Origin of the sequence: Streptosporangium sp. NBC_01639, assembly GCF_045209755.1 — a bacterium.
Classification (GTDB): Bacteria; Actinomycetota; Actinomycetes; order Streptosporangiales; family Streptosporangiaceae; genus Streptosporangium.
On the sequence record NZ_CP109272.1, the window covers coordinates 4,124,535 to 4,150,553 of the forward strand.

Below are 26,019 nucleotides of genomic sequence, written 5' to 3' on the forward strand. Positions count from 1 at the left end.
TGGCACTTTTCTGCCCATCTTCGTGATGCTTAGTGCTCCCCCGAGCGCTCAGTCATCTTTCGGGGTCCAGCGGGAGACGCCACGCCCGATGTCGAACTCGCCCCACTCGTCCTCCGTCTCGATCACGGCGAACGCGCCGGGTGGGAAGCCGGAGTCGCCATCCCTCGTGGTGAGGCCCATGACCAGCTCGTGGACCCCGGGATTGTGGCCGACCAGGACCAGTGTGCGGACCTCCGGGGCGCTCTGCCGGATCAGCGTCAGCAGCTCGTCGGGATAAGCCTCGTAGATGGCCGGCTCGACCACGATGTCGGCATCGGGCAGGGCCAGGTCCGCGGTCTGCCTGGTCCGCGTCGCCGGCGAGCAGAGCACCAGGTCCGGCCGGAGATCCATGTGGGTGAGCACCTCGCCGATCCTGCGGGCGTCGTGCTCGCCACGCGTGGTGAGGGGGCGTTCCCGATCGGCGAGACCCGGCACGTGGGCCGCTTTGGCGTGCCGCAGCACGATCAGCGTGCGGGTCGTCACCGCGCCGCCCACATGGCGAGCCCCACGATCACCGCGAACACCGCGACCATCGCCAGCAGGATGAGTATGAGCGTCTTGCCTCCGGAGGGCTGCTGTTCCATACGGCCCAGTTTCCCACCGAGAGGCCTCGCACACGCGAAAGGGGTGCACGACCCCGTGCACCCCTTCCTCGGACCTCACCCGGTTCGGGTCAGGTCTACTCAGTTCGAGTCAGACCTCACCCGGTTCGGGTCGGATCTGTTCAGCTCGGAACGGACCTCACTCAGTTCGAGACGGGCTCGCGCTCACGCTCGGCGTTGTTCTCCTCGGTCGGGGCGATGCTCGCCGAACGACGCTTGGAGACGACCACCGCGGCGACGACGATGCCGGCCGCGACCACGGTGATGCCGATCCGCAGCGCCACGTTGTCGGCGTAGGTCACCACGGCCGGGGCGATCAGCAGCGCCACCAGGTTCATCACCTTCAGCAGGGGGTTGATCGCCGGGCCCGCGGTGTCCTTGAACGGGTCACCGACGGTGTCGCCGATGATGGTGGCCTCGTGGGCCGGTGAACCCTTGCCCCCATGGTGGCCGTCCTCCACCAGCTTCTTGGCGTTGTCCCAGGCACCGCCGGAGTTGGCCAGGAAGACCGCCATCAGCGTTCCGCAGGCGATGGCACCGGCGAGGAACGCGCCGAGCGGCGCGTACCCGAGGGCGAAGCCGACCGCGATCGGGGTGAGCACGGCGAGCAGGCCCGGCGTGGCCAGCTCCCGCAGCGAGTCGCGGGTGCAGATGTCGACGACCCTGCCGTAGTCGGGCAACTCCGTACCGGCCATGATCCCCGGCTTGGTGCGGAACTGCTCGCGCACCTCGAAGACCACCCGCCCGGCCGCCCGGCCGACCGCCATGATGGCCAGGCCGGAGAACATGAACACCACCGCCGCACCGATGATCAGCCCGACCAGCACGTTCGGGGAGTCGACGCTCAGGTTGAACGTGCTGAACGGGCCCAGCACGTCCTTGACCCCCTGGGACGCGGCGGCGAGCTGGGTCTCGATCGCCGTCCGGAACGCCCCGAACAGCGCCGTGGCGGCGAGCACGGCCGTCGCGATCGCGATGCCCTTGGTGATGGCCTTGGTGGTGTTGCCCACCGCGTCCAGTGACGTGAGCACCCGGGCGCCCTCGCCGTCGACGTCGCCGGACATCTCGGCGATGCCCTGGGCGTTGTCGGAGACCGGGCCGAAGGTGTCCATCGAAACGATCACACCGACCGTGGTCAGCAGGCCGGTGCCCGCCAGGGCCACCGCGAACAGGGCGATGGTGACGTTGCCGAAACCGAGCAGGAACGCCCCGTAGACGGCGGCGCCGATGATCAGTGCCGAGTAGACCGCCGACTCCAGGCCGACGCTGATCCCGGACAGGATGACCGTGGCGGGACCGGTGCGGGCACTCTCCCCGATGTCCCGCACCGGACGGCGGTTCGTCTCGGTGAAGTAGCCGGTGAGGATCTGGATGGCACTGGCCAGCACCAGGCCGATGAGCACCGCTCCGATGGCGATCAGGCGGGGATCGGAGGTGATCGCGGCAATCTCCGGGCTCACCCCGGTCAGACCCGCGAAGCTGCTCGGCAGGTAGAGGAAGGCGGCCCCGGCGACGAGGACCGCCGAGATCACCGCGGAGATGAAGAATCCGCGGTTGATGGCGGCCATACCGTTGCGGTCGCCGCTGCGCGGGGCGGTGGCGAAGATCCCGATGATGGCGGTGATCACACCGATCATCGGCACGATCAGCGGGAACACCAGGCCTTCGGTGCCGAACGCCACCCTGCCCAGGATCAGGCTGGCCACCAGCATGACCGCGTAGGACTCGAACAGGTCGGCGGCCATGCCCGCGCAGTCGCCGACGTTGTCGCCCACGTTGTCGGCGATGGTGGCGGCGTTGCGCGGGTCGTCCTCGGGGATGCCCTGCTCGACCTTGCCGACCAGGTCGGCGCCGACGTCGGCGGCTTTGGTGAAGATGCCGCCGCCGACCCGCATGAACATGGCGAGCAGCGCCGCGCCGAAGCCGAAGCCCTCAAGAACGGCGGGGGCGTCGCCTCCGTAGACGAGCACCACGATGGCGGCGCCGAGCAGGCCGAGGCCGACGGTGATCATGCCGGCCACGCCACCGGTGCGGAAGGCGATCCGCATCGCGATCTTCTCGCCCGACTCACGCGCGGCTGCGGCGACACGGACGTTTCCCCGGACGGCCAGCCACATGCCGATGAACCCGGTCAGCGCGGAGAAAACCGCACCGATCACGAAGAATATCGACCGGCCGACGGCCACACCGGTCGATTCGGCGGGGAGCAGATAAAGCAGGAAAGGAATCAGAACGACGAACACCGCAAGCGTCCGGAACTGCCGCGTCAGATACGCGGAAGCTCCTTCCTGTACGGCGCGCGCGATGTTCTGCATACGCTCGGTGCCCTGGCCGGCGGCGAGCACCTCTCGCACGAGCACGGCCGCGACGGCGAGTGCGAGCAGGGCCACAACGGCCACAACGATCACGATGGTGAAATGGGAACCGCTCAGGGATACCGCTGGCTCTTCGGCAACGGCTAGCTGGAGTACAGACATCCGACTCTCCTCGGCAAGACGGGAACACGTCCTGCCCGGAGTGCGCTGCACGCTGGATGTTCTCGGCTGACAGAGCGGCGCACTCCGGGTATTGGCAGTGCCGCTTCCGGTTGCGTCCGCAGACTTCCCACGGAGGTGAGCCCGTTCATGGGCCGTTCCGAGGGACAAACCTTGGCCGGTTCCGGGAGTCTACGCAGCCACGACGAGGATATGAAGCCTCTGTACGCGGCCAATTAACGACACGCCCGGTAATCGGTCTCGACCGGCCCGCCCACAAGGCCGTTCAAGCAGGTATGTCAGTCAGCAAACCCGCATTTCACCTTGATTTCGTCCAGCAGATATCAAATTTATGTTTGGCCGAAAATACGCATCCGACATGCGGACGGCCGGGCGCGTCCAGTGGACACGCCCGGCCGCCCGGGTTCACTGCTGTCAGACCGGATACAGACCGTTGGTCGCCGCGGGCCAGCTCATGCGGATACGCATACCCTTCTGGCTCGGGTAGACCTGGACGTCGTCGGCCAGCCCCACGATGACCGCGATGCCGAATCCGGTCATCAGCGTGTCGGGAAGCTGCCCGAGTGGATCGTCGAACCGTAACAGCTCGCGTTCCTGCTCCAGCTCATCACTCGGGGCGGAGTCGGTGACAGTCACCTCGAACCGCCCCAGATCATCACGTAGCTCGATGCGGATCGGCTCTCCCGGACAGTGGAGGCGATGTGCCTCGACAGCCCGGGAGCACGCCTCACCGACGGCGAGCCGCACCTCGTCCAGCAGCGACTCCTCCACACCGGTGCGCCTGGCGATCGCCGTGGCGACCAGACGTGCCGTGCGCACGTGCGCGGGGAGAGCACTGAACGTCAGCTCGACGGTAGCCACGACTACTTGTCTCGACCGTGGGCTTCCTTGGCCTCATCCACTGAGGCGTAGATCCCGAAGACCTTGGTAAGTCCTGTGATCCGGAAAATCTTCAGGATGCGCTCCTGGGTGCAGACCAGCTCCAGTGAGCCGTCGTGCGCCCGAACTCGCTTGAGCCCGCCGACCAGGACACCAAGGCCCGTTGAGTCAAGGAAGTCGACCTTCTCCATGTTGACCAGGAGGTGGAAGTTCCCCTTGTTGACCAGATCGATCAGGAGCTCACGCAATCTGGGCGCGGTGTAGACATCGATCTCACCCTCGACCTCAACGATGGTGAGACGGTCCTCGGAATGGTGGTCCAACTTCAGATCCACAGATCCTCCAGCGCCTTGCCTGCGAAAGTACCTATTCAGGCGTGACTCCTGGGACCGGGTGGCCCCCAGACGACAAGCCCCGACGCGCGGCATTCAACCATGCGTACGCTCAGTGTCTATACGAAATCACGATTCCCGGCGACTCTGCCCACAGATGCCAGACTGGAAACCAGTGACTCCGCCCTCATCCTCCTCGATCCGAGCCGGTGACGCGCTCAGCTACCTGCTCGGTGTTTCCGCACGTCGCGAACGCGTAACCCATGTGGAGCACGTTCCAGCACGTCAGGCGGGTGAAGCCGGCTGGCCGCCCTGGGTTCACGAAAGCCTGGTTACGCGCTGGGCGAACCACGGGATTTCTGGCCTATGGCCGCATCAGGCCGAGGCGGCCGAACTGCTCCATCGTGGTCAAAACGTGATCATTGCCACAGGAACCGCCTCGGGTAAATCTCTCTCCTACCTGGTCCCGGCTCTCTCGTCGGTGCTCGAAGGGGACACGATCCTCTACCTGACGCCCACCAAGGCGCTGGCCGCCGACCAGCTCCGCGCCCTGAACGAGCTGGACGTCCCCGAGCTCCGCGCGGCCACCTTCGACGGCGACACCTCTTTCGAGGAACGGGCCTGGGTCCGCAAGCACGCCAACTACGTCCTCACCAACCCGGACATGCTCCACCGCTCCCTCCTTCCCCGTCACCCTCAGTGGTCGCCCTTCTGGCGGCGGTTGCGGATGGTGGTGGTGGACGAATGCCATGGCTACCGGGGCGTGTTCGGCTCCCACGTGGCCCAGATCCTGCGCCGCCTGCGCCGGATCTGCGCGAGGCACGGCTCCAGCCCGGCCTTCCTGCTCTCCTCCGCCACGGCCAGCGAGCCCGGGACCTTCGCGACCCGCCTGACGGGTCTCCAGATGACCGAGGTGACCACGGACGCCTCTCCCCGGGGCGCGACCACCTTCGCCCTGTGGGAACCTCCCCTGACCGATCTGCGCGGCGAGGGCGGTGCTCCCGTCCGGCGTCCCGCGGCAGCCGAGAGCGCCGACCTCCTGGCGGACCTGGTGATCGCCGACGTCCGTACTCTGGCCTTCGTCCGCTCCCGCCGTGCCGCCGAGACCGTGGCCCTCACCACCAAGGCGAAACTTCAGGATCTCGTGGTCGACGTGGGAGCACCGAAAAATCTGCCGGACAAGGTGGCGGCCTACCGGGCCGGGTATCTGGCCGAGGACCGCCGGGGACTGGAGAAGGCGTTCCGGTCGGGCGAGCTGCTCGGACTGGCGACGACGAACGCGCTGGAACTCGGTGTCGACGTGTCCGGGCTGGACGCGGTGCTCATCGCGGGCTGGCCGGGGACGCGGGCATCGCTCTGGCAGCAGGCCGGACGGGCGGGCCGGGCGGGACAGGACGCCCTGGCGGTGCTGGTCGCCAGGGACGACCCGCTGGACACGTATCTGGTCCACCACCCCGAGGCGCTGTTCGGACGGCCCGTCGAGACGATCGTGCTCGACCCCGACAACCCCTACGTGCTGGGCCCGCATCTGTGCGCCGCCGCCGCCGAGATCCCGCTCTCCCGGGACGAGCTGGACATCTTCGGCCCGACCACCAAGGAAGTGCTCGCCGACCTGGTCGGAGACGGCCTGCTCAGAGAGCGTGCCACCGGCTGGTTCTGGACCAGCCGGGAGCGAGCCACCGACCTCGCCGACATCCGGGGGTCGGGCGGCGCGCCGATCCAGGTCGTGGAGGTGTCCACCGGCCGGCTGCTCGGCACGGTGGACGAGCCCTCGGCCCACACAAGCGTGCACACCGGCGCCGTCTACGTCCATCAGGGAGAGACCTACCTGGTCGTCGAGCTCGATCTGGAGGCGGGGGTCGCCCTCGTCGAGGCCGGAACCCCCGACTACACGACCTTCGCCAGAGATGTCACCGACATCTCGGTCCTTGAGTCCCTCCGCTCTCACCCACTCGGCCCGGGAGAACTCCACTTCGGCTCGGTAGAGGTCACCCGGCAGGTCGTGTCCTACCTCAAGCGCCGCGCGCAGAGCGGCGAACTCCTCGGCGACGAGCCTCTCGACCTGCCGCCGCGCACACTGCGCACCCGCGCGGTGTGGTGGACGCTGCCCACCTCCGAGATCGTCTCCCTGGCCGAGGACGGCGTGGACCTGGGCGGGGCCGCGCACGCGGCGGAGCACGCCGCCATCGGCCTGCTGCCGCTTTTTGCGACCTGCGACCGCTGGGACATCGGCGGCGTCTCCACCGAACTGCACCCCGACACCGGACTGCTCACCGTCTTCGTCTACGACGGCCACGAGGGCGGTGCGGGCTTCGCCGAGCGTGGTTATGCCCGCGCCCTGGACTGGCTCACGGCCACCCGTGAGGCCATCGCCTCCTGCGAGTGCGAACGCGGCTGCCCCTCCTGCATCCAGTCGCCCAAGTGCGGCAACGGCAACGAACCGCTGGACAAGGCGGGTGCCCTCCGGCTCCTCGCCGTACTGCTCGCCGCCGATCCGCGCGAAACGTGATCGGAGGATACGGCGTCTGCCGTCGGTGGTGACGCGCCTCGATCGGGAGCTCGCCACGCTGGACGCCCCGGTCGCGTCGGCGGTGCTCGATCACGCCGGAGGCCTCCTGACGGGCGACGCCGAACGGTTCACGGCCGCCGCCGCATACGTCCGGCTCCCCGCTCCCTATGCGGCATCGCGCACCGCCTGGCAGACCTGCCAAAAATGGGGCATTTACCCCATAGATAACTCCTGGCCACATCCTTAACTCTTGTCGCATGCCCAAGCGTGCCCCCGATGACAGGGACGAACACGAGCAGGATGCCGACAGCGGACCGGCGCCCGAACTCGATGACAGTTGGGTCGACGTATGAGACGCGCCTGGAGCGCCGCCCCGTCCCCCATTCCGCAAGAAGTCAGGAACACATCATGCCCAGAGTGTTAGTCGGGGCCGCCGTCACGGCGCTGGTCGCCGGACTGCTCGCTCCCGGGGCCGCGAACGCCGCCCCCGAGGGTGGCAGCGACGTCACCACACTGGCCGGCTCCGGCGGCCATCAGTGGAACGTCACACTGATCACCGGAGACACCGTCCGGCTCACCCAGGACCGCAGCGGCCGCTACACCGCGACCCCCAAAGCCGTCCGCCGCCCGGACGGCAGCACCCCGAACTTCCGGAGCGAGGCGAGCCCGGAAGGGATCTTCGTGATCCCGGACGACGCGCAGCCCGCCATCGCGGCGGGGGTCCTGGAGCGCCGCCTGTTCGACGTGCGGTACCTGGCGACCAACGGCTTCGCCGACGACGCGGACAAGCAACTGCCGCTGATCGTGCAGTACCAGGGCAGCGCGCCGCAGGCCTCGATCGCGGCCACCGCGCAGGCCCTGCCCGCGAGCACCGCCGAGCGGTCGCTGCCCAGCATCCATGGCGCCGCGGTGGCGGTGGACAAGGACAGCGCGCCGGACTTCTGGTCCACCTTGCGCGGTCAGAGCGCCGCGACGCCGGACAAGCAGCTCAAGTCGCTGACCGGCGGCATCGGGAAGGTGTGGCTGGACGCCAAGGTCAAGGTCGACCTCGCGGAGAGCGTGCCGCTGATCGGCGCGCCGGAGGCGTGGAAGGCCGGGTTCGACGGCTCCGGCACCACCGTCGCCGTCCTCGACACCGGCGTCGACGCCGGCCACCCCGACCTGGCCGGCAAGATCGTCACCAGTCGCAGCTTCGTCCCCGACGAGGAAGTGGCCGACGGCCACGGCCACGGCACCCATGTCGCCGCCACCGTCGCCGGATCCGGTGCCGGCTCTGACGGCTCCCGGAAGGGCGTCGCGCCCGGCGCCCAGCTCGCCATCGGCAAGGTCCTCAACAACGAGGGATCCGGTGACAGCTCCGCCATCATCGCCGGCATGGAGTGGGCCGTCGGCGAAGCCAAGGCGAAGATCGTCTCGATGAGCATCGGCGGTGACCCCAGCGACGGCACGGACGTGCTCTCGCAGGCCGTCAACGAGCTCAGCGAGTCGACCGGCGCGCTGTTCGTGATCGCCGCCGGCAACGCAGGGCCTGAGAAGGAGACCGTCGGCGCGCCCGGCGCCGCGGCTTCGGCGCTGACCGTGGCCGCCACCGACAAGTCCGACGCACTGGCGAACTTCTCCAGCCGGGGTCCGCGCGTCAACGACGGCGCGCTCAAGCCGGACATCGCCGCACCGGGCGTGGACATCGTCGCCGCCCGCGCGGCCGGCACCGGCCTGGGCACCCCCGTCGACGACCTCTACACCTCCCTGAACGGCACCTCCATGGCCACCCCGCACGTCGCCGGGGCCGCGGCCATCCTCGCCCAGGAGCACCCCGACTGGCGCGGCGAACGGCTCAAGGCGGCGCTCATGTCGACCGCCAAGGACGCCGGGCACACCGTCTACCAGCAGGGCGCCGGCCGGGTCGACGTGGCCCGGGCGGTCTCCCAGAAGGTGACCGCCACCACCCCCAACGCCGACTTCGGTTACATCCCGGTCGACCACAACGACACCGTGGACAAGACCGTCACCTACGCCAACGACGGCGACGCCGAGGTGACTCTCACGCTCGCCGCCACCATGAAGGACACGACGGACACGCTGACGACCAGCGCGCCGACGGTGACCGTCCCGGCGGGCAGGACCGCCGAGGTCACCGTCACCCTGCACCCGGACGGTCTCGCCAGAGGCACCTACACCGGCGCCCTGGTGGCCACCGACGCCGCAGGTGTGCGCGTCACCACCCCGATCGGCCTGGTGCGCGGGCCCAAGCGGGTCCCGCTCACCGTCCACGTCATCAACAGGAACGGTCAGGCCCCGGGGCCCTTCGAGTTCTACACCGGGGCGAGCGCGGTCGACGTCCCCGACGTCTACGGCGTTGGCGGGGCTTCCTACATCGGTGACGGCGCCTACCAGTACCTGGTCGAGCCCGGCACCTACTCCGTCTCGGCCGGTGTGGTGCACCAGTCGCCCGACGGCGGAACCGGCCCGGTCGCCACGCTGCTGAATCCCGAGGTCGTCGTCCCGGAGAGCGGGCTCGAGGTCACCCTGGACGCCCGCGAGGCCGTCCTCCTGCGCTACGAGACCCCGAAGCCGATCGACCTCAGGCACGCTGTCGGCGCCATCACGTATGTGCGCACGGCATGGGACGGCAGCCCGGTGACCTCGGGGGAGATGGGCCTCATCGGGATCGGAGACCGGTACGTCTCCCCCACCAAGAAGGTCACCAAGGGTGAGCTCCTGTTCTCGACCCGGCTCACCGCGATCAACGAGCAGGTGGCCGTGCGCGCCGTGGCCCCGCAGAAGTACTCCATCGCATCCGTGACCAACGAGTACTTCGACAAGGGACAGACCATAGGTCAGGAGGACACCCCCTTCCCGGCGGGGACCCGCAGCAACAAGCTGGCCTATGTCGGCGCCGCCAGTCCCGAGGAGATCGCCGCCACCGACCTTCGCGGGAAGCTCGCGCTGCTCGCCGTCGGCACGACCGGGTACTGCCAGATCCACATCGACCGCGTCCAGCAGCTGAAGGCCGCCGGCGCCGTGGGCATCGTGCTGTTCGCCGACGACTCGGTCACCCCCTGCAGCATCCCCGTGTCGAATCATGGCTCCGGCAAGACGGAGCTCCCGGTGGTGCAGATCACCAGGACGGCCGCGGAGAAGCTGCGTACCCAGCTGGCGCGCGGCCCCGTCACCCTTGAGATCACCAGCAATCCCAACATCGACTACACCTACCAGCTGCAGGAGTACGAGGAAGGCAAGATCCCCGGCGACCTCACCTACCGCTACTCCCAGAACCGGCTGCGGACCGTGGACACCGACTTCCACACCCCGGACGGTCCTGGCCTGCAGACCGAGACCTGGCACAGCTTCAAGCCCCTGGAAAAGACGTCGTTCTCGGTGGCCTTCGGCTTCACCGGACCCGCCCAGCGGCCCGAGTACTTCAGCGGGCTCTCCGCGGACACGCTCCGGGTGGGCATCGTGAACACCGGCAGCGGCGAGGACCTCAAGATCGTCACGACGATCGAGAAGCCCGGCAAGGAGACACGGAACTGGGGGTCTGGCGTGTTCACCCCCGGAAGCCTGACCATGCCCTCGCTGCCCGGAAGCGGCTACCGGCTGGAATGCCCGATGTGCCGGGCCGGCGATATCTTCCTGGCCAACTTCAGCCTCGTGAACGGCAACGGACAGCAGGGACGAGAGGGCGTCTACTTCAGCGCTCTCGCGAAGTTGTCCAAGGACGGCAAGGAGCTCCCGCGCTACCAGGGCAGCATCTACCCGATGTACAACCTGCCCAAGGAGGAAGGCGTCTACCGGCTCGAACAGACTGCCCGCGGCAACACCAACGTGTGGACGTTCCGGTCCAAGGGCCGGGACAAGGACACCGTCGCCGACACCCACACCTGCGCGCTCCTGCCGCAGCTGACCGGCCCGTGCGGGCCGCAGCCGCTGGTGTTCGTCGGCTACGACCTCGGGGACACCCAGGCGCTGGACAACAGCGTCCAGGCCGGGCGCCGGCACACGTTCGACATCGACGTGAGCCACGCGCCGTCCACCGAGAAGCTGCCGGCCATCGCCGGGCTGAAGCTCTCCTACAGCACCGATGACGGCCAGACCTGGAAGAACGCGTCGGTCAAGAAGGGCCGGGGCGGCGTGTACACCACCACGCTCACCTACCCGGCGCTCGCCAAGACCAAGGGCGCCGTCAGCCTCAAGGCCGAGGCGTGGGACAACGGCGGCAACAAGGTCGAGCAGACCACCGCCCGAGCGTTCACGCTGAGGTAGACACGATACGGCGATGCCGGGAGCGCACCGCGCTCCCGGCATCGCCGTGTCCAAGGCACTTCGCCCGGCTCCGCGCCGCACGGTGGACGAGCCCTCGGCCCGCACAAGTGTGCACACCGGCGCTGTCTATGTGTCGGCGACGTGAACGGGCCCGGCGCGCGCGTCGGCGGTGATCCTCCGCGCACCCACCAGAGGCAGCGACAGCCATACGGCCACCTGGACCTGGGCCACGCCGTCACCGTGGACGGAGCACCGGATGATCCGCGCTCCGTTGCCCTCGGCCAGTGAGGCCGCCACCGCGCATCCGCGCTCCGGAGCGGCAAGAGCCAGCCGGGCGGCGGCGAGCGCGCTCAGGTCGGCGGCGCTCTGTGCCCGGTGGCGGGCCACCCTCGCCACGCCGGCGGACACGACCGCCCCGGCCACCACGAAGATCAAAGCGATGAGTGCGACCGCCCAGACCGTCGCCGCTCCCCGATCCCTTCCCCCTTCTTCTGTGACCCGGCAGGCACCACGTTTCACCGTTCGGCTCCCGGTGCGTGGGCTCCCGCCGCATCGGCTCCCGGTGTGTAAGCTCCCGGCTCGGTGGCGGAGACCGCGACCGCCCGCACAGTGACGCTTGGCAGCGAGACTCCCCAACGGGGTCTGACCCGCGCGGACACCTCCACCCTGGTCGTCTCCGCGCCCCGGGACACCACGACGTGCGCGCCCGCCGGGGCGGCGGAGCGAGCACCGCCCCGCACCTGCTCCAGCGACTCACCGCGTGACGCGGCCCGAGCCCCCGCCCGAGCCGCGTCCACACATTCCAGTTGCGCCCCGATCGCCGCCACCGCCCACAGTGCGGCGGCCAGCACCACCACAAGCGCGGGCAGGACCACGGCGGTCTCGGCGGTGACCGACCCTCTGGACGGGTGGGCGGAGGCACCCGGCGTCGCGAGGGTCATCCGGCCACGTTCAGCGCTCGGTTGATCAGGCTAGAGATCATCTGCTGGACCTCGGAACTCGTCACCACCTTGAAGAGCAGCGCGGCGAAAGCACAGGCGGCGATCGTGCCGACCGCGTATTCAGCGGTGGACATGCCCCGATCACGGCCTGCGCCGGCGGTCAGAAGCACCCACCGGGCACGGGACCACCGCAACCGGCTACGTCGAATGTCCCCGGTGATCGATCGAGCCATCGTTTCCTCCCGGAAATCCCACCGGGTCGGACACCCGGCATCTGCTGGATGAGATTTCCCTAAGACCACGTGACCCTGTGGATGCGAACGCCATTCTGTGGATTCCGCCCCTTGCCTGTGGACAACGGGGACGACGGTCGCCGGGAAGATCTTTGCGCCTGCGGTCACGCTGACCCGAACTCTTGAAGGTGTGAATTCCGTCATCCAAGTGCGGCGAACCCGGAGTGATCCGACCCTTTCAAACCGGGAAAAGGTCAGCTGTCGCGCTCCGTCAGCTCGGCATTGAGCTGCAATGCCTCCGCCAGCTGATCTTCCAGGACGATGATGCGACAGGCGGATTCCAGAGCGGTGCCCCGATCGACCAGTTCGCGCGCGCGGGCGGCCAGCCGGAGCTGGTAACGGGAGTAGCGGCGATGGCCGCCGTTCGACCGCTGTGGCTCGATCAGTTTCGCCGCGCCCAGGCTGCGGAGAAACGCCGGAGTGACATCGAGGATCTCAGCGGCCCGGCCCATGGAGTAGGCCGGATAGTCATCGTCATCAAACTTGTCGGCCGAAGCCGGAGAAACCTGCCCCATCACACCTTCCGAAGGAACACTACGACGAGAGAACACAACGAGAACGCGGACAAGGGCCCCGATGCCTGTAAGCACCGGGGCCCAGAGAGTTTCAACACCATCTACCGACTGTTACGTCGGCCTTTCGACTTCGGACAAGCCTCCTCGTATTGGGCAGTGCGTCTGAATCGCATATGCGCAACCGGGAATCACCTTCCATTCCGTGGAGCCACGGCACCCGCACGATGACAGTGCATCCGCTGCGAGTGATCTTGATGGCGGCTGAACCTCTCCTTCCTCTATTGCGAACGCCGACGTTCTTCTTGCCACGGCCTGACGGCCACCTGTCGCCCCGCCGGAACCCTTCCGTTGCTTCGGCTCCGGCAAGCCCGAGCAGGCCGACCGTCTTCCACGACAGGTCGACCCTGCCGTGCTGGCCTTCACTTGAGTCAACCAAACGCTAGTCCCTCGATCCACGAATGTCTACTGTCATCACGACAGATTTTGGCAAGCTATACCGACAGAAAATTTCCGTCCTACAAGGCATGTCCATTTGCCCGGCGCCCGCCACCAGGCCGACGCCCCCTCGCCCGGACCCGCCGAAGGCAGGTCGTCGGGTTATCCACAAGCTCCACGCCTACCTGTGGACAATCTGTGGATAACCTGTGGATGGCCGGGGAGGCGCTGTGGACAACTCAGGGGAGCAGCACTTCACCGGCGAGTCCGGCCACCACGGGGACAATGCCGAGAAAGACGAAGGCCGGCAGGAAGCAGAGCCCCAGCGGCGCGACCGCCTGAACTCCGACCCGCCGCGCGGCCGCCGACGACAAGGCACGGGCCGCGTGCCGGGAGTCATCGGACAACCTGGTCAGGGCATCGGCCACTGGGGCACCGCTGAGTGCGGCCCGGCTCATGGCGCGTGCCATCGGAGCCAGTCCACGATCGGCCGCAAGGGCCTGCCAGGTGTCCTCCGGCGTGGCGCCCAGTCTGAGTTGTCCGCTCACCCAGGCCAGCCGATCACCGAGCGGTCCGCCGATCGCCTCAACGGTGACATCGATGGCCCCCGTGACCGGTTGACCGGCGCGCATGCATGCGGCCATGAGGTCGGCCGCCAACGGCAGGTCCGCCACCACCCGATCGCGCTCCCTGCGCGACCGTGGCGGCTCCCGCCGCCGGGCGACCGTCAGCGCGGCGACGGAGCCGGCGACCCCCACGCAGACTCCCGGCACTCCGCCGACGACGAGAAACGCCATCAGTCCGATGGCGGCCGAGAGCGCCGCCTCTCCTCGGCTCGGCCACCGTTTCTCCGGTGAACCATAGGTTTTCGCCGCATGAGAGAAGGCCGCATGAGAGAAGAACGAGGGCTCTGGTGCTCCCGGTCTCACCTGAACAGGCGGGACAGGAGGGAACGGCAGCCAGACCCGTCGCAGTCGTTGAGCGGGATCAACGGGTGAGACCCACAGCCACCCGGCGAGTCCGGCGAGCACGCCGGCAAGAAAAATGATCATTGATTCCGTCCTCCGATCGTCCGGCCACCGGCCGGGCAGCGAGATCAGGCCTGCTGCGCACGGATGACCAGGTGCCGGGTCCACCACAGACCGCAGCCGTCGAGAGCGAGACCGACTGCCAGACAGGCCGCGCCCGCCGGGCTGCCGAACAGGAAGTGCAGCGGGCGCATACCCAGACCCGCCGCCATCAGCAGGCCGAGCACCGGCAGACCGGCCAGCAGTCGGGCGGTGGCACGGGGTCCGGCGAGTTGGGCCGCGACATCCTGGCGGTGGGCCTGGGCCTCTCTGAGGGAACCGGCCACGCGATCGACGAGAACGGACAGAGCCGCCCCGACGGTCACGCTCACCTGCCAGCAGGCGGCAAGCCTCCGGAGAGCCTCACCTCCCTGCTCCGGTGCCACCGCCAGGAGCGCGGCCGGAACGTCACCGCCGTCCCTCGCGGCGGCGATCAGTGGCCGTAATGCCACCGGGTCGGGAAATTCCGCGGCTGACACCGCTCGGGCCAGGGCCTCACCCGCCGTCTGTCCTGTGCTCAGTTCGGCTGCGAGCCCCTGGCACAACTCGATCGACGCGGCCCGCCAGGCAGCCGTACGCCGGGAAGGCCGCGACCGGCCGGCGACCCTCGCTCTCAGCGAGCGCGATCCGCTCCGGGGGCGGCGCCGCAGGCGTCGCAGCCGGGCCGTTCCCGGATCCGGTCCGGTCCACAGCCACGCGGCCAGGGCGGCGAGGAGGACGGCCGTCACCGTCATGGCAGTGCTCCACGGGCTCCCGGAGAGGAGCCGTCCGATGGCCGGCGTGTCACGGCGGGGCCTTCCGGGCGCTCATGACGACAACCGGACCCACCCGGCCCGGGTGGCGAACCGGGGAGAGCAGAGAGGCCGGGGGCTCGTGCCGTAAGGGCGGCGAATCCCGGACCGGTGGTCACACAGCCGTCCGGAGAGAAGGTGAGGGCGGGTTCGGCCTCGACCAGGCCTGAGGGGCGGCGGCTCATCATGCAGATCTCGGCCACCCGGCGTCGGCCGTCGGCATGGTCGCGAGTGAGGTGGATGACACCGTCCAAGGCGGCGGCGATCTGGCTGTGGACCGCCTCCCGGCTGAGGCCGGCGGCACAGGCCAGAGCCTCCAACCGGGGTGGTACGTCGGTCGCGGTGTTGGCGTGGAGGGTGCCGCAGCCCCCTTCGTGCCCGGTGTTGAGAGCGGCGAGAAGATCGACGACCTCCGCTCCCCTGACCTCTCCGACCACGAGGCGGTCCGGGCGCATGCGCAGGGCCTGACGGACGAGGTCACGCAGGCCGACGCCACCTGCCCCCTCAAGGTTGGCCGGGCGGGACTCCAGGCGCACGACGTGGGGGTGAATCGGTCTCAGCTCGGCCGAATCCTCGACCAGCAGCAGCCGCTCTCCGGGATCGACCAGGGAGAGCAAGGCCGACAACAGGGTCGTCTTCCCCGTACCGGTGCCGCCGGTGACGAGGAAGGCGAGCCGTGACTCGACGAACGCGGTGAGCACGGGGACGGCGTCAGCCCTGATCGTGCCGGCGTCGACCAGATCGGGGAGGGTGAAGGTGCGGCGAGGAGGGAGTCGCAGGGACAGGCAGGTGCCACCGGCCGCCACCGGCGGCAGGACGGCGTGCAGCCGGACGCCACCGGCCAGACGTGCGTCGACGTAGGGGGAGGCATCGTCGAGACGCCTGCCCGCCGCGGCGGCGAGGCGCTGGGCGAGCCGCCGCACCGCCTCTTCGCCGGGGAACACGACCGCGGTCCGGCGCAGACCATGACCGTCGTCGACCCATACCTCGCGCGGACCGTTCACCAGCACGTCGGTGACTTCGGGCTCGGCGAGCAGCGGCTCCAGCGGGCCCGCACCGATCAGATCGGCGCACAGGACACGGGCCACCGCCAGGATCTCCGCGTCGCCGAGCACCGCCCGCTCCGCCCGGAGCGCGACCGCGACGTGCGCGGCACTGGGCTCGACCCCGGCCCTGGCCAGCCGTACGCGGACCGCTTCGACCAGTTCGGACGAGACCGTGGTCGCGATGCCGGGCTGTTTCACTGTTCCGTCCTGAGCATCGAGTGCAGGAAGGAGGCGCAGAACCGGCCGAGAGCGGTCCGGCGGCCGAGCGGGGGGACGTCGCCCCGGTTGAGGGCGGCGGTGAGGCGGGGTTGATCCGGGAGGTTGCCCGCGTACGGCACGTTGAGTGAGGTCGTGACCACCTCGTCGTCCAGAACCCCGCTGCGCACGACGGCCCGCACATCGCCGGTGTGCCTGCGCAGCCCGACGAGCACCTGTGCTGCGGCGAGCACTCCGCGGACGTCGGCGGTGACGACCAGCAGGGTGGTGGAAGCCCTGCTCAGTGCCTCCACGGTGGCGCTGTCGGGGTGGCGGGGCAGATCGACGACCACCAGGTCGAAACCTCGCAGACCGGCCTCAAGGACCGAGCGCATCGCCTCGGCCGGGATGGGCTCCACCTCTCCGCGGTGGAAGGAGAGCAGGGTCAGCCCGGCGACGGTGGGCAGCGCGGCCTGAAGCGCGGTGAAGCTGACCCTGCCCTCCCGGGCGACCAGGTCGGACCAGCGGGCTCCGTCGGCCTCCTCCTGCCCGAGCAGCAGATCCAGGCCGCCGCCGAGCGGGTCGGCGTCGACGAGGAGGGTGTGGAGGCGCTGCCGGGAGGCGCTCACCGCCAGCGAGGCGGCCAGTACGCTGGCGCCCGCTCCACCACGTCCGCCGGCGACGCACACCACCTGCCCCGCTCTGGCCGCAGGCTCCACGACGTCGGCGAACTCGTCGACGAGCCGGCGCTCCGCCGAGGGCAGTTCCAGCACGGCCTGGGCACCGACGGTGACGCATTTTCGCCAGGTGTCCGGATCTTCGGGAACGCGGGTGACCAGGAGGACGCGGGGTCTGGGTGGGGGCCCGGTGGCGGCCAGGGCGTCGGCCAGGTCGCTGCCGACGACGACCAACGGTGCCCGGTTCCAGTAGGGCCGGGCATGTGCGGGCGCATGCACGACGTCAAGCTCGGCGCCGGCCGCGGCGGCTACGCGGAGCAGGTCGTCCAGCAGGTCGTGGTCCTCGGTGATGACCAACGGGCGGTTCAAGGGTGCCTCCCTGAAGTGGGGAGGTCCACTTTTCGGCAGGGCTCGCCTCGGCGAAGTCACCGAACGACGTTCTGTGGAGAACCGGGGCAGGTCCGCCACCACCTGGGGACGGCCGCCCCTTGGCGGATCACGCCATGACGAGCGTGGCGGGCATGGCCGGATCGGTCCGGAAAAGTGGCGACCCCCGCTGGGGGGGTAGCGGGGGTCGCCAACCGGTCCGGCTCTGGGGGGGGTAGAGCCGGTCCCGTTTCAGAAGAAAGCTTTCCGGGGTTCACCCGATCATGGCACGAGATAGCGGTGCCGACCCCCGCACAGTAACTCCGTTAGGGAGATACCACCTCATGCTGCCCGATCGACTTGAGTTTCGTCGAGGAGCAATCCCCGATTTCCGCTAACTTTTTTAAAGTAACGATTGAGTCGCGGCGCATCGTTCGATGAAAACCACCCCAACCGATCCACGCCTCTCACAGAGAGTGACCATATCGAGCGCCAGGACATACATATGACCATCTAAGTGCCTTATGCGATGTATGTACCAGTTCGTCGATGAATGTCCCCTGATCTGTAAAGGTCTTGGTTTCAGGGGTTCCCATCGGCCAGGATCCGGCATAGAAAGGTTCCACGGACCAGTTGTCCGAGCATGGCCGCCGGGCACCCACGTGCCGCCGAGCCGCGGGAGGCACCGTCGGGCCGGGCTTGTCCCGACCCGAGGATTATTTGGTGCACGCTTGGTAACCCGGCTGGACATGTTGGCGACGGCGCCCCACACCAGGGGCGCCGTTCGCTTTGCGGCCCGGAGTCCTCCGTGCCACGGCGCAGGCCGGTGCCGCGCGGCTCAGGACGGTGAGGACGGCCCCGTCTCCCGTGCCGAGGCGGTCCCGATCAGCCGCGCTGCATGGCCTCACAGATCGCGGTGGCCTCTCGAACGCCGAGCGTGACCGCCGAGGCGCAGTGCCGCACCCACGTCGCCACCCCCTCCGGGGTCCCGGTCAGATAGGCCCTCAGGCTCTCGCCGTAGGCCGCCCCGAGTTCGAGGTGGCCCAGTTCGACGGCCGCCAGCGACTTCGGATCCAGGCCGAACTCCACCAGCGTCAGCCGTTCCGCCGCCCGTGCGACCACCCCGTCCACCGATCCGAACGGCCGGAGCACCGTCAACTCCGCGTGCACGACGGCGGCGAGCACCAGCGCGGGTGCCGCGGTGGTCCCCGTCACCAGATCGACCAGTCCGCCCACCCGGGCCACGCTCTCCTCGGGCCCGGGAGCCGCGCCCAGGTCGAGGAGGTCGGGCGGTTCGCCGCCTGCACGGGGACGGCCGGGATTCTCCGTGAGACCGGCGGCGGCGAGGGTGTGCAGCCTGGCCAGCACCTGACGCGGGGCCGAGCGCCAGGTCGGGCCGAGCCGTCCCAGTTCGGCCGAGACGCGCAACGCGCCCTGGACGACGGGATCGGTGGCCTCCGGGATGGCCTCAAGCGGGACGTCCACGCCTTCCAGAGCGGCGGACGCGCGGGCGCCGCGCAGGGCCGACCTGGCCGAGACCTCCGGGCTCTTGCGCCGTAGTACGCGATGACCGTAGAGACGGTCCACGGCCTTGCGCGCGTCGGCGACCGCCTCGGACACTCCGGGTAGTTCGGCGATGGCAGCCAATGGGTCACTCACGGTCCCCGACCCTACCCGCCGGTCAACAAGGCCCCGACCCGGCCGGCGGAAAGGGACTACGGGCCGTCCGGCGAACACATAGCGCCGTTCGCCGCACCGCCCTACTAAAGCCTATGGAACGGACCAAAGCCCGAGGAATAACGTTTCCTACATTCTTACGGTGTCGAAAAAGCAACGGTTTAGCTGCGATTGTTACCGGGTGTTAAGACCGTTGTGAACCTCGATGACCACCGATCACCGATTGGTACAGACCTGTCTAGACCTCTTGTGGGAGGCACCTCTGGCCTGGTGAAGTGGGACACGACCAGTCGCCCAGTAGTACGTGAGGAGTACGCAGTGGCCCCGGAGACCCCTGGTTCCGAGTCGCGTGAGACCCAGGAGACCTTGTCGAACCTGCTGAACGAGACGCGGCGGTTCGCACCTCCTGCCGACCTGGCCGCGGCCGCGAACGTGACCGCCGACGCCTACGCCGAGGCGGAGCAGGACCGCCTGGCGTTCTGGGAGAGGCAGGCCGACCGGCTGGCCTGGTCCAGGCGCTGGGACACCGCCCTTGAGTGGAACCCGCCCTTCGCCAAATGGTTCGTCGGCGGAGAGCTCAACATCGCCTACAACTGTGTCGACCGGCACGTCGAGGCCGGCCGCGGCGACAAGGTCGCCTATCACTGGGAGGGTGAGCCCGAGGGCGACAGCCGTACCCTCACCTACGCGGACCTGCAGCGCGAGGTCGCCAAGGCCAGCAACGCCCTGCAGGAGCTGGGCGTCGGCAAGGGCGACCGGGTTGCCGTCTACATGCCCATGATCCCCGAGCTGCCGATCACGATGCTCGCCTGTGCGCGCATCGGCGCGGTCCACTCGGTGGTGTTCGGCGGATTCTCCTCCAGCGCGCTCAGCGGCAGGATCCAGGACGCCGACGCCAAGGTCGTGGTGACCGCCGACGGCGGCTACCGCCGCGGCGCGCCCAGCGCGCTCAAGCCGACCGTGGACGAGGCGGTCAGGGAGTGCCCCGGAATCGAGCACGTCCTCGTCGTACGGAGGACCGGCCAGGACGTGGCCCAGACCGACAAGGACGTCTGGTGGCACGACATCGTGGACCGGCAGCCGGAGGTGCACGAGGCGCAGGCGCACGACGCCGAGGACCCGCTCTTCATCCTCTACACCAGCGGAACGACCGGCAGGCCCAAGGGCATCCTGCACACCACCGGCGGCTATCTGACCCAGGTCGCCTACACCCACCACGCGGTGTTCGACCTCAAGCCGGACACCGACGTCTACTGGTGCACCGCCGACATCGGCTGGGTGACCGGCCACTCCTACATCGTGTACGGCCCGCTGGCCAACGGCGCGACCAGCGTCCTCTATGAGGGCACCCCGGACACCCCGCACCGGGGCAGGTTCTGGGAGATCGTGCAGAAGTACAAGGTCACGACCCTCTACACCGCCCCGACGGCGATCCGGACCTTCATGAAGTGGGGCGACGACATCCCCGCCAAATACGACCTGTCGTCCTTGCGCATCCTGGGCAGCGTCGGCGAGCCGATCAACCCCGAGGCCTACGTCTGGTACCGCGAGCACATCGGCGGCAACCGCTGCCCGGTCGTGGACACCTGGTGGCAGACCGAGACCGGCGGCATCATGATCAGCCCGCTGCCCGGTGTCACCGCGGGCAAGCCCGGTGCGGCCATGCGCCCGCTGCCCGGCATCAGCGCCGAGGTGGTCGACGACCAGGCCCAGCCCGTCGGCAACGGCGGCGGCGGCTTCCTGGTGCTCAGCGAGCCGTGGCCGGCCATGCTCCGCACGATCTGGGGCGACGACCAGCGCTACATCGACACCTACTGGTCCCGCTTCGAGGGCATGTACTTCGCCGGCGACGGTGCCAAGAAGGACAGCGACGGCGACCTGTGGCTGCTCGGGCGGGTGGACGACGTCATGCTCGTCTCGGGCCACAACATCTCCACCACCGAGGTGGAGTCGGCCCTGGTCTCCCACCCGAAGGTCGCCGAGGCGGCCGTGGTCGGCGCGACCGACCCGGTGACCGGCCAGGCCATCGTGGCCTTCGTGATCCTGCGCGGCAACGCCGAGGAGGGTGCCGACATCGCCGCCGAGCTCCGCGCCCACGTGGCCAAGGCTCTGGGCCCGATCGCCAAGCCGCGCCAGATCCTCGTGGTCCCGGAGCTGCCCAAGACCCGCTCAGGAAAGATCATGCGACGCCTGCTGCGCGACGTGGCGGAGAACCGCAGCGTCGGTGATGTCACCACACTGGCCGACAGCACGGTGATGAACCTCATCTCCGAGAAGCTGCCCAGCGCCAAGAGCGACGACTGAACACCCCGGCGGGAAGGCGCGGAGCCCTGACAACGAGGAACCCGCGCCTCCCGCCCACCGGGCCGTCCGATGCCCTATTTAGGATGATTCGATAGGCTGCTGATCAGGTGTGCCGGGAAGTCTGGTCGGCCAGCGGGGGACCGACCCCCTCTGCGTTTCCCGGAGGTCCCATGCGCCGCACCGTCGAAATCTGGCCCTTCCGGCCGACCGTCCGATACGCCCGCCAGCTCGCCGAGGCACTCCGCGCCGAGACCGTCGGCGGCGTCGTCATGCTGCTGGCCACGGTCGCCGCCCTGGTGTGGGCCAACGTCTCGACCGACTCCTACGAGGCGCTCCGCACCGTGAGGTTCGGTCCCGGATCCCTCCACCTCGACTTCGAGCTCTACCGATGGGTCCAGAACGGCCTGCTCACCGTCTTCTTCTTCATCGCGGGGATCGAGGTCAAGGAGGAGTTCGTGCACGGGGAGCTCTCCAACCTCCGCAAGGCCGCACTGCCCATCGTCGCCGCGATCGCCGGCATGATCGTCCCCGCTCTCGTCTACCTCGCGGTGAGCGCCGGCGCACCGGGGGCGTCCCGCGGCTGGGCCATCCCCATGGCCACCGACATCGCCTTCGCCCTCGCCGTACTGGCCGTGACGGCCAGTGCGATGCCCGCCGCGCTGCGGGCGTTCCTGCTGACCAGCGCCGTGGTGGACGATCTCGGCGCGATCACCGTCATCGCCGTCTTCTTCACCAGGCACCTGAACCTCCTGGCCCTGCTGACCGGAGCGGCGCTCATCGTCCTGTACGGCGTGCTGCAGGCCAGGCGGGTCCGCGGCCTGTGGATCCACCTGCCGCTCGCTCTCCTCGCCTGGTATTTCGTCGAGATCAGCGGTGTTCACGCGACCGTCGCCGGGGTAGCGCTGGGCCTGATGACACGTGTGCACAGCGGTCCAGGCGAGGAGGGCTCCCCCGCCGAACTGGCCGACCACTACATCCGCCCCGTCTCGGCGGGCCTCGTGGTGCCCGTGTTCGCGTTCATGTCCGCGGGGGTCGTGCTCGACAAGGAGAGCCTCGGCACGATGGTCACCGACCGGGTGGTGCTCGGCGTGATCGCCGGTCTGGTGGCCGGTAAGTTCCTGGGTGTCTTCGGCGGGGCGTGGCTGGCCGTACGGCTCGGCTTGGCGAGACTGTCGGAGGAACTGCACTGGCGGGACATGGCCGCCGTCTCGATACTGGCGGGGATCGGCTTCACCGTGTCCCTGCTCGTCGGCAATCTGGCATACGGCGCTGATCCGGAGCGGGCGAACGCGGTGACCGCCGGGGTTCTCGTGGCGAGCCTCACGGCCTCCGTCCTCGCGGCGATCCTGCTCCGGGTGCGTGTGCGCAACCACCGCAACGCGCAGGATGATGTCTGATACCGGTGCTTGATAGGAGAGCTTCATGACACAGATTCCACCCGCGGAGCCACAGGAGGAGTCGCTGGGCGCGCTCGTCGCCGCCGCCAGCGACCAGATCTCCACCCTGGTGCGCGCCGAGATCGAGCTGGCCAAGTCGGAGCTCAGCTTCAACGCCAAACGGGTCGGCATGGCCGCGGGTCTCCTCGGCGCCGCCGCGTTCATGGCCCACCTGGTCCTGATCCTGGCGTCGTTCACCCTCGCCTACGCCCTGGTCGCACTGCACGTGTGGACGTGGCTGGCCTTCGCGATCGTCACCGTTTTCTACCTGGTCGTGGCCGGGCTGCTGGCCTTCATCGGCATCAGGAAGTTCCGGGGTCTGCCCGGGATGCCACGGACCCTGCGCTCGCTGAAGACCATCAAGAGCGGCGAGGGCGAGTCCGTCGCCGCGCCGGCCCCACCCACCGCGGGCCAGGTCGGCACCCACCGCGAACCGATGAGACAGGACCGGTGAGCCGTCCCGACGAGTCCCTGGTCCGGATCGAGGGCCCGTGGACCCACCGCTCCGTGCACGCCGGCGGCACCCGCTTCCACATCGTGGAGGCGGGTCAGGGCCCGCTGGTGCTGCTCCTGCACGGGTTCCCGCAGTTCTGGTGGAGCTGGCGCAACCAGCTCGTCTCGCTGCCCGAGGCCGGTTACCGAGCGGTCGCCGTCGATCTGCGGGGCTACGGGGCCAGTGACAAGCCACCGCGCGGCTACGACCTGCCCACCCTGGCCAGCGACGCCGCCGGGCTGGTCCGGGCTCTGGGCGAGACCGGCGCGATCGTCGTCGGGCACGACTGGGGCGGGCTGGTGGCCTGGACCATGTCGGTGCTGGACCCCAAGACGGTCCTGCGACTGGTCCCGGTCTCCGCTCCCCATCCGCGCAGGCTCCGCTCCGCGCTGCTCGGTGCTCGGTCCGGCCAGCTCAGGGCCGCTCTCTACGCGCTGGGCTTCCAGCTCCCCTTCCTGCCCGAGCGCCGTCTGACCACCAAGGAGGGGGCACTGGTGGGGCGGCTGCTGGATCGGTGGTCCGGGCCGGACTGGCCGGAGGAGGAGGTGTCGAGGACCTACCGCGACGCCTTCCGCATCCCCACCGTGTCACACTGCGCCCTGGAGTATCACCGCTGGTTCGCCCGTTCCCAGCTCCGCCCCGACGGCCTGCGTTATGCCAGGACCATGCGGAAGGAGACCGGCGTGCCCACCCTGCAGATACACGGTGCGCTCGACGGACATGCCCTGCCCCGCACCGCCCAGGGCTCCAGCCGTTACGTGGCGGCCCCCTACCGGTGGCGGCTCATCGAGGACGCGGGGCACTTCCCGCATGAGGAGCGCCCGGAGGAGTTCGACGCCGAGCTCATCGGCTGGCTGGCCGACCCGGAGCCCGACCGATGAACGTCCGCGACTATTCTCCGGGCGGAGAGCTCGACGACCGATGGACGTCCGCGACCGCCGTACGGGCGGAAGGCTCGGTGACCGATGACCGCACGTGACCGCGACCCTGACGGAAGGCCCCGCAACCAGCGTCCCCGGGACGCCTTCGGGCGGCCTCTGCCGCACGGGGCGGAAGGCGTGGAACGCGTCCCGGACGACTACGCCCCCAGCGCGGGCGAGGCCCTCTCCGAGGCACGCCGGCTGCTCGGAGAGGGCCAGCCGTTCCACGCCCACGAGGTGCTCGAAGGCCGGTGGAAGACCGCTCCCGAGGAGGAGCGGGAGCTCTGGCAGGGGCTGGCGCAGATCTGCGTGGGTCTCACCCATCTCCAGCGGGGCAACCGGCGGGGGGCGGCCGCACTGTTCACCCGGGGAGCCGACAGGATCTCCTCGTACGGCATGCCGTACGAGGAGATCGCCCGGACCGCCCGGAGCCTGGGTGATCAGGACGACATGGACGCCGGCGCGGCCGTCGCCGTGATCAGGGACCTGCTCTGACTAGTTGTTGCGGTCGCAGTCCTGGGTGTCCACCCGGTTGAACAGCTTGGAGCCGTCTTCGGCGTCCGGCGCCACCTCGGCGGCGGTCAGCACGAAACCGGTCTCCGCCCGGTCGGTCGCCGCCGCGAAGACGACGCCGTAGACCCGGCCGTCGGTGGTGAGCAGCGGCCCGCCGGAGTTGCCCGGCCTGACTTCGCCGCGGACCGAGTAGACGCTGCGGACGACGGTCTTGCGCTCGTAGATGTCGGGCCCCTTCGCCTTCTGCTGCACCCGGATGCGGGCCGGTTTCATGGTGAAACCCTCGCCGTGCGGGAAGCCCGCGACGATGGCGTTGTCGCCCTTCTCGGCGGTGCCGTCGAAGCGCAGGATCGGCATGTTCAGACCTGGGACGTGGAGGATCGCGATGTCCCTGTCCGGGTTGTAGAGCACGACCTTGGCCGGGTGGGCGTTGTTCAGGTAGTCGGTGACCTGGAGGTCCTGGTCGACTCCCGCGACCACATGGGCGTTCGTCATGATCTTGTTCTGTGAGTAGACGAATCCGGTGCCCTCGATATGCCGGCGGCAGGTCGAGGCGACGCCCTCGACCTTGACGATGCCCCGGCGGGCCCGGGTGAGCTGGGCGCCCTTCGGCACACTCCGGTCGGGTGGCTCGACCTCGACGAACTGACCGCCTCCGATGGCGTCGAACACCCTGGGGAAGCCGGAGGTGTCGATGAGGTCCTTGAACGGCTTCTGCAGGTCCTTGGCCGCCTTCGGCATCGTCTGGTCGACGGTGCTGATCAGCAGGGACTTGCTGACCTGCTCGCTGAGCAGGGTGAACTGCGAGACCGAGATCAACGACCCGATCAGCCAGGCGATGATCAGCACCGAGAGCGCGCTCGCGAAGGTGCCGCCGACCGCGTCGACCACCTTCGCCGGCTCCCAGGTGACATGGCTGCGGACCACCGCGCCGATGGTCGAGGAGGCGAACTGCCCGATCGTGGCTGTGAGGAAGACGATGACGACGGCGAGCAGGGCCCGTTCGGTGTCACCGTCGACCACGGCGGCGGCGATCGGCGGGGCGATGAACAGGCCCAGCAGGGCGCCGCCGACGAATCCGACAAAGCTCAGGGCACCGATGATGAACCCCTGGCGGTATCCCGACACAGCGAAGGCCACCATCAGGGCGATCAGGATAAGATCAAGGAGATCACCGCTCACCCCTTTACGGTATCCAGCGTCCGGCCCGCGCGTGCACCCCTTCCGGTAG

The 26,019-nt window shown here is 69.1% G+C and carries 21 protein-coding genes; 7 read left to right on the plus strand and 14 right to left on the minus strand.

Annotated elements, in window-relative coordinates:
• Window positions 1–48: 48 nt before the first annotated feature.
• The 4 genes from OHA77_RS18710 to OHA77_RS18725 all read right to left on the minus strand — a co-directional run bounded on the left by OHA77_RS18710 (window position 49) and on the right by OHA77_RS18725 (window position 4,350).
• Entirely contained in the window at window positions 49–522 is a 474-nt protein-coding gene (locus OHA77_RS18710) for a histidine phosphatase family protein (protein ID WP_326819383.1), read from the minus strand.
• A 262-nt stretch (window positions 523–784) separates the two neighbouring features.
• Window positions 785–3,118 carry a sodium-translocating pyrophosphatase gene (locus OHA77_RS18715; protein WP_406319295.1) on the minus strand — a complete coding sequence of 778 codons (2,334 nt, stop codon included), beginning with the start codon at window positions 3,116–3,118 and terminating at the stop codon, window positions 785–787.
• Between the two features lie 432 nt (window positions 3,119–3,550).
• On the minus strand, window positions 3,551–3,997 hold the full coding sequence (locus OHA77_RS18720; RefSeq protein WP_326819381.1) for an ATP-binding protein: 447 nt from the start codon (window positions 3,995–3,997) through the stop codon (window positions 3,551–3,553).
• Window positions 3,998–3,999: 2 nt separating this feature from the next.
• Window positions 4,000–4,350, minus strand: coding sequence for an STAS domain-containing protein (locus OHA77_RS18725; protein ID WP_030916965.1), 351 nt, complete (start codon window positions 4,348–4,350; stop codon window positions 4,000–4,002).
• A gap of 154 nt (window positions 4,351–4,504) precedes the next feature.
• Here OHA77_RS18725 and OHA77_RS18730 point away from each other — a divergent pair, with 154 nt between their 5' ends.
• Window positions 4,505–6,856: a DEAD/DEAH box helicase gene (locus OHA77_RS18730; protein WP_326819380.1), complete on the plus strand. Its 2,352-nt coding sequence runs from the start codon at window positions 4,505–4,507 to the stop codon at window positions 6,854–6,856.
• A 408-nt stretch (window positions 6,857–7,264) separates the two neighbouring features.
• Entirely contained in the window at window positions 7,265–11,119 is a 3,855-nt protein-coding gene (locus OHA77_RS18735) for a S8 family peptidase (protein ID WP_406319296.1), read from the plus strand.
• 126 nt (window positions 11,120–11,245) lie between these two features.
• On the opposite strand, the gene OHA77_RS18740 is transcribed toward OHA77_RS18735, so the two are convergent.
• The 9 genes from OHA77_RS18740 to OHA77_RS18780 form a co-directional block, all read right to left on the minus strand.
• Entirely contained in the window at window positions 11,246–11,638 is a 393-nt protein-coding gene (locus OHA77_RS18740; RefSeq protein WP_406319297.1) for an Rv3654c family TadE-like protein, read from the minus strand.
• On the minus strand, window positions 11,635–12,060 hold the full coding sequence (locus OHA77_RS18745) for a TadE family type IV pilus minor pilin (protein ID WP_406319298.1): 426 nt from the start codon (window positions 12,058–12,060) through the stop codon (window positions 11,635–11,637). Before OHA77_RS18745 ends, OHA77_RS18740 begins: the two co-directional genes overlap by 4 nt.
• On the minus strand, window positions 12,057–12,194 hold the full coding sequence (locus tag OHA77_RS18750; RefSeq protein WP_326819376.1) for a DUF4244 domain-containing protein: 138 nt from the start codon (window positions 12,192–12,194) through the stop codon (window positions 12,057–12,059). The genes OHA77_RS18745 and OHA77_RS18750 overlap by 4 nt, the downstream gene beginning before the upstream one ends.
• A gap of 353 nt (window positions 12,195–12,547) precedes the next feature.
• Entirely contained in the window at window positions 12,548–12,868 is a 321-nt protein-coding gene (locus OHA77_RS18755) for a MerR family transcriptional regulator (protein ID WP_406319299.1), read from the minus strand.
• Window positions 12,869–13,542: 674 nt separating this feature from the next.
• On the minus strand, window positions 13,543–14,100 hold the full coding sequence (locus OHA77_RS18760; protein WP_406319300.1) for a type II secretion system F family protein: 558 nt from the start codon (window positions 14,098–14,100) through the stop codon (window positions 13,543–13,545).
• Between the two features lie 299 nt (window positions 14,101–14,399).
• A complete protein-coding gene (locus OHA77_RS18765; RefSeq protein WP_406319301.1) occupies window positions 14,400–15,104 on the minus strand; it encodes a type II secretion system F family protein in 705 nt (234 codons plus the stop codon).
• Complete coding sequence (locus OHA77_RS18770) at window positions 15,101–16,405, minus strand: TadA family conjugal transfer-associated ATPase (RefSeq protein ID WP_406319302.1); 1,305 nt, start codon at window positions 16,403–16,405, stop codon at window positions 15,101–15,103. Before OHA77_RS18770 ends, OHA77_RS18765 begins: the two co-directional genes overlap by 4 nt.
• The gene (gene ssd / locus OHA77_RS18775) at window positions 16,402–17,448 is read right to left on the minus strand and encodes a septum site-determining protein Ssd (RefSeq protein ID WP_406319303.1); all 1,047 of its coding nucleotides are present in this window, start codon (window positions 17,446–17,448) and stop codon (window positions 16,402–16,404) included. Before ssd ends, OHA77_RS18770 begins: the two co-directional genes overlap by 4 nt.
• An 882-nt stretch (window positions 17,449–18,330) precedes the next feature.
• A complete protein-coding gene (locus OHA77_RS18780) occupies window positions 18,331–19,104 on the minus strand; it encodes an oxidoreductase (protein WP_406319305.1) in 774 nt (257 codons plus the stop codon).
• Between the two features lie 336 nt (window positions 19,105–19,440).
• On the opposite strand from OHA77_RS18780, the gene acs reads away from it, so the two are divergent.
• The 5 genes from acs (at window position 19,441) to OHA77_RS18805 (ending at window position 24,770) form a co-directional block, all read left to right on the plus strand.
• Window positions 19,441–21,426 carry an acetate--CoA ligase gene (gene acs / locus OHA77_RS18785; RefSeq protein ID WP_406319306.1) on the plus strand — a complete coding sequence of 662 codons (1,986 nt, stop codon included), beginning with the start codon at window positions 19,441–19,443 and terminating at the stop codon, window positions 21,424–21,426.
• 170 nt (window positions 21,427–21,596) lie between these two features.
• Window positions 21,597–22,823: a Na+/H+ antiporter NhaA gene (gene nhaA, locus OHA77_RS18790; protein ID WP_406319307.1), complete on the plus strand. Its 1,227-nt coding sequence runs from the start codon at window positions 21,597–21,599 to the stop codon at window positions 22,821–22,823.
• Window positions 22,824–22,848: 25 nt separating this feature from the next.
• The gene (locus tag OHA77_RS18795; protein WP_406319308.1) at window positions 22,849–23,316 is read left to right on the plus strand and encodes a phage holin family protein; all 468 of its coding nucleotides are present in this window, start codon (window positions 22,849–22,851) and stop codon (window positions 23,314–23,316) included.
• Window positions 23,313–24,236, plus strand: a complete 924-nt coding sequence (locus tag OHA77_RS18800) for an alpha/beta fold hydrolase (protein WP_406319309.1) — start codon at window positions 23,313–23,315, stop codon at window positions 24,234–24,236. Before OHA77_RS18795 ends, OHA77_RS18800 begins: the two co-directional genes overlap by 4 nt.
• An 84-nt stretch (window positions 24,237–24,320) precedes the next feature.
• Window positions 24,321–24,770, plus strand: a complete 450-nt coding sequence (locus tag OHA77_RS18805) for a DUF309 domain-containing protein (RefSeq protein WP_406319311.1) — start codon at window positions 24,321–24,323, stop codon at window positions 24,768–24,770.
• Here OHA77_RS18805 and OHA77_RS18810 read toward each other — a convergent pair whose 3' ends face one another.
• Entirely contained in the window at window positions 24,771–25,970 is a 1,200-nt protein-coding gene (locus tag OHA77_RS18810; RefSeq protein ID WP_406319313.1) for a MarP family serine protease, read from the minus strand. It lies immediately after the preceding gene.
• Window positions 25,971–26,019 lie beyond the last annotated feature (49 nt).

Coding starts and splice junctions, on each gene's coding strand:
- OHA77_RS18715 (WP_406319295.1), bottom strand. CDS start 3,118: ATGTCTGTACTCCAGCTAGCCGTTGCCGAAGAGCCAGCGGTATCCCTG.
- OHA77_RS18730 (WP_326819380.1), top strand. CDS start 4,505: ATGCCAGACTGGAAACCAGTGACTCCGCCCTCATCCTCCTCGATCCGA.
- OHA77_RS18735 (WP_406319296.1), top strand. CDS start 7,265: ATGCCCAGAGTGTTAGTCGGGGCCGCCGTCACGGCGCTGGTCGCCGGA.
- OHA77_RS18745 (WP_406319298.1), bottom strand. CDS start 12,060: ATGACCCTCGCGACGCCGGGTGCCTCCGCCCACCCGTCCAGAGGGTCG.
- OHA77_RS18750 (WP_326819376.1), bottom strand. CDS start 12,194: ATGTCCACCGCTGAATACGCGGTCGGCACGATCGCCGCCTGTGCTTTC.
- OHA77_RS18755 (WP_406319299.1), bottom strand. CDS start 12,868: ATGGGGCAGGTTTCTCCGGCTTCGGCCGACAAGTTTGATGACGATGAC.
- OHA77_RS18760 (WP_406319300.1), bottom strand. CDS start 14,100: ATGGCGTTTCTCGTCGTCGGCGGAGTGCCGGGAGTCTGCGTGGGGGTC.
- OHA77_RS18765 (WP_406319301.1), bottom strand. CDS start 15,104: ATGACGGTGACGGCCGTCCTCCTCGCCGCCCTGGCCGCGTGGCTGTGG.
- nhaA (WP_406319307.1), top strand. CDS start 21,597: ATGCGCCGCACCGTCGAAATCTGGCCCTTCCGGCCGACCGTCCGATAC.
- OHA77_RS18795 (WP_406319308.1), top strand. CDS start 22,849: ATGACACAGATTCCACCCGCGGAGCCACAGGAGGAGTCGCTGGGCGCG.
- OHA77_RS18805 (WP_406319311.1), top strand. CDS start 24,321: ATGACCGCACGTGACCGCGACCCTGACGGAAGGCCCCGCAACCAGCGT.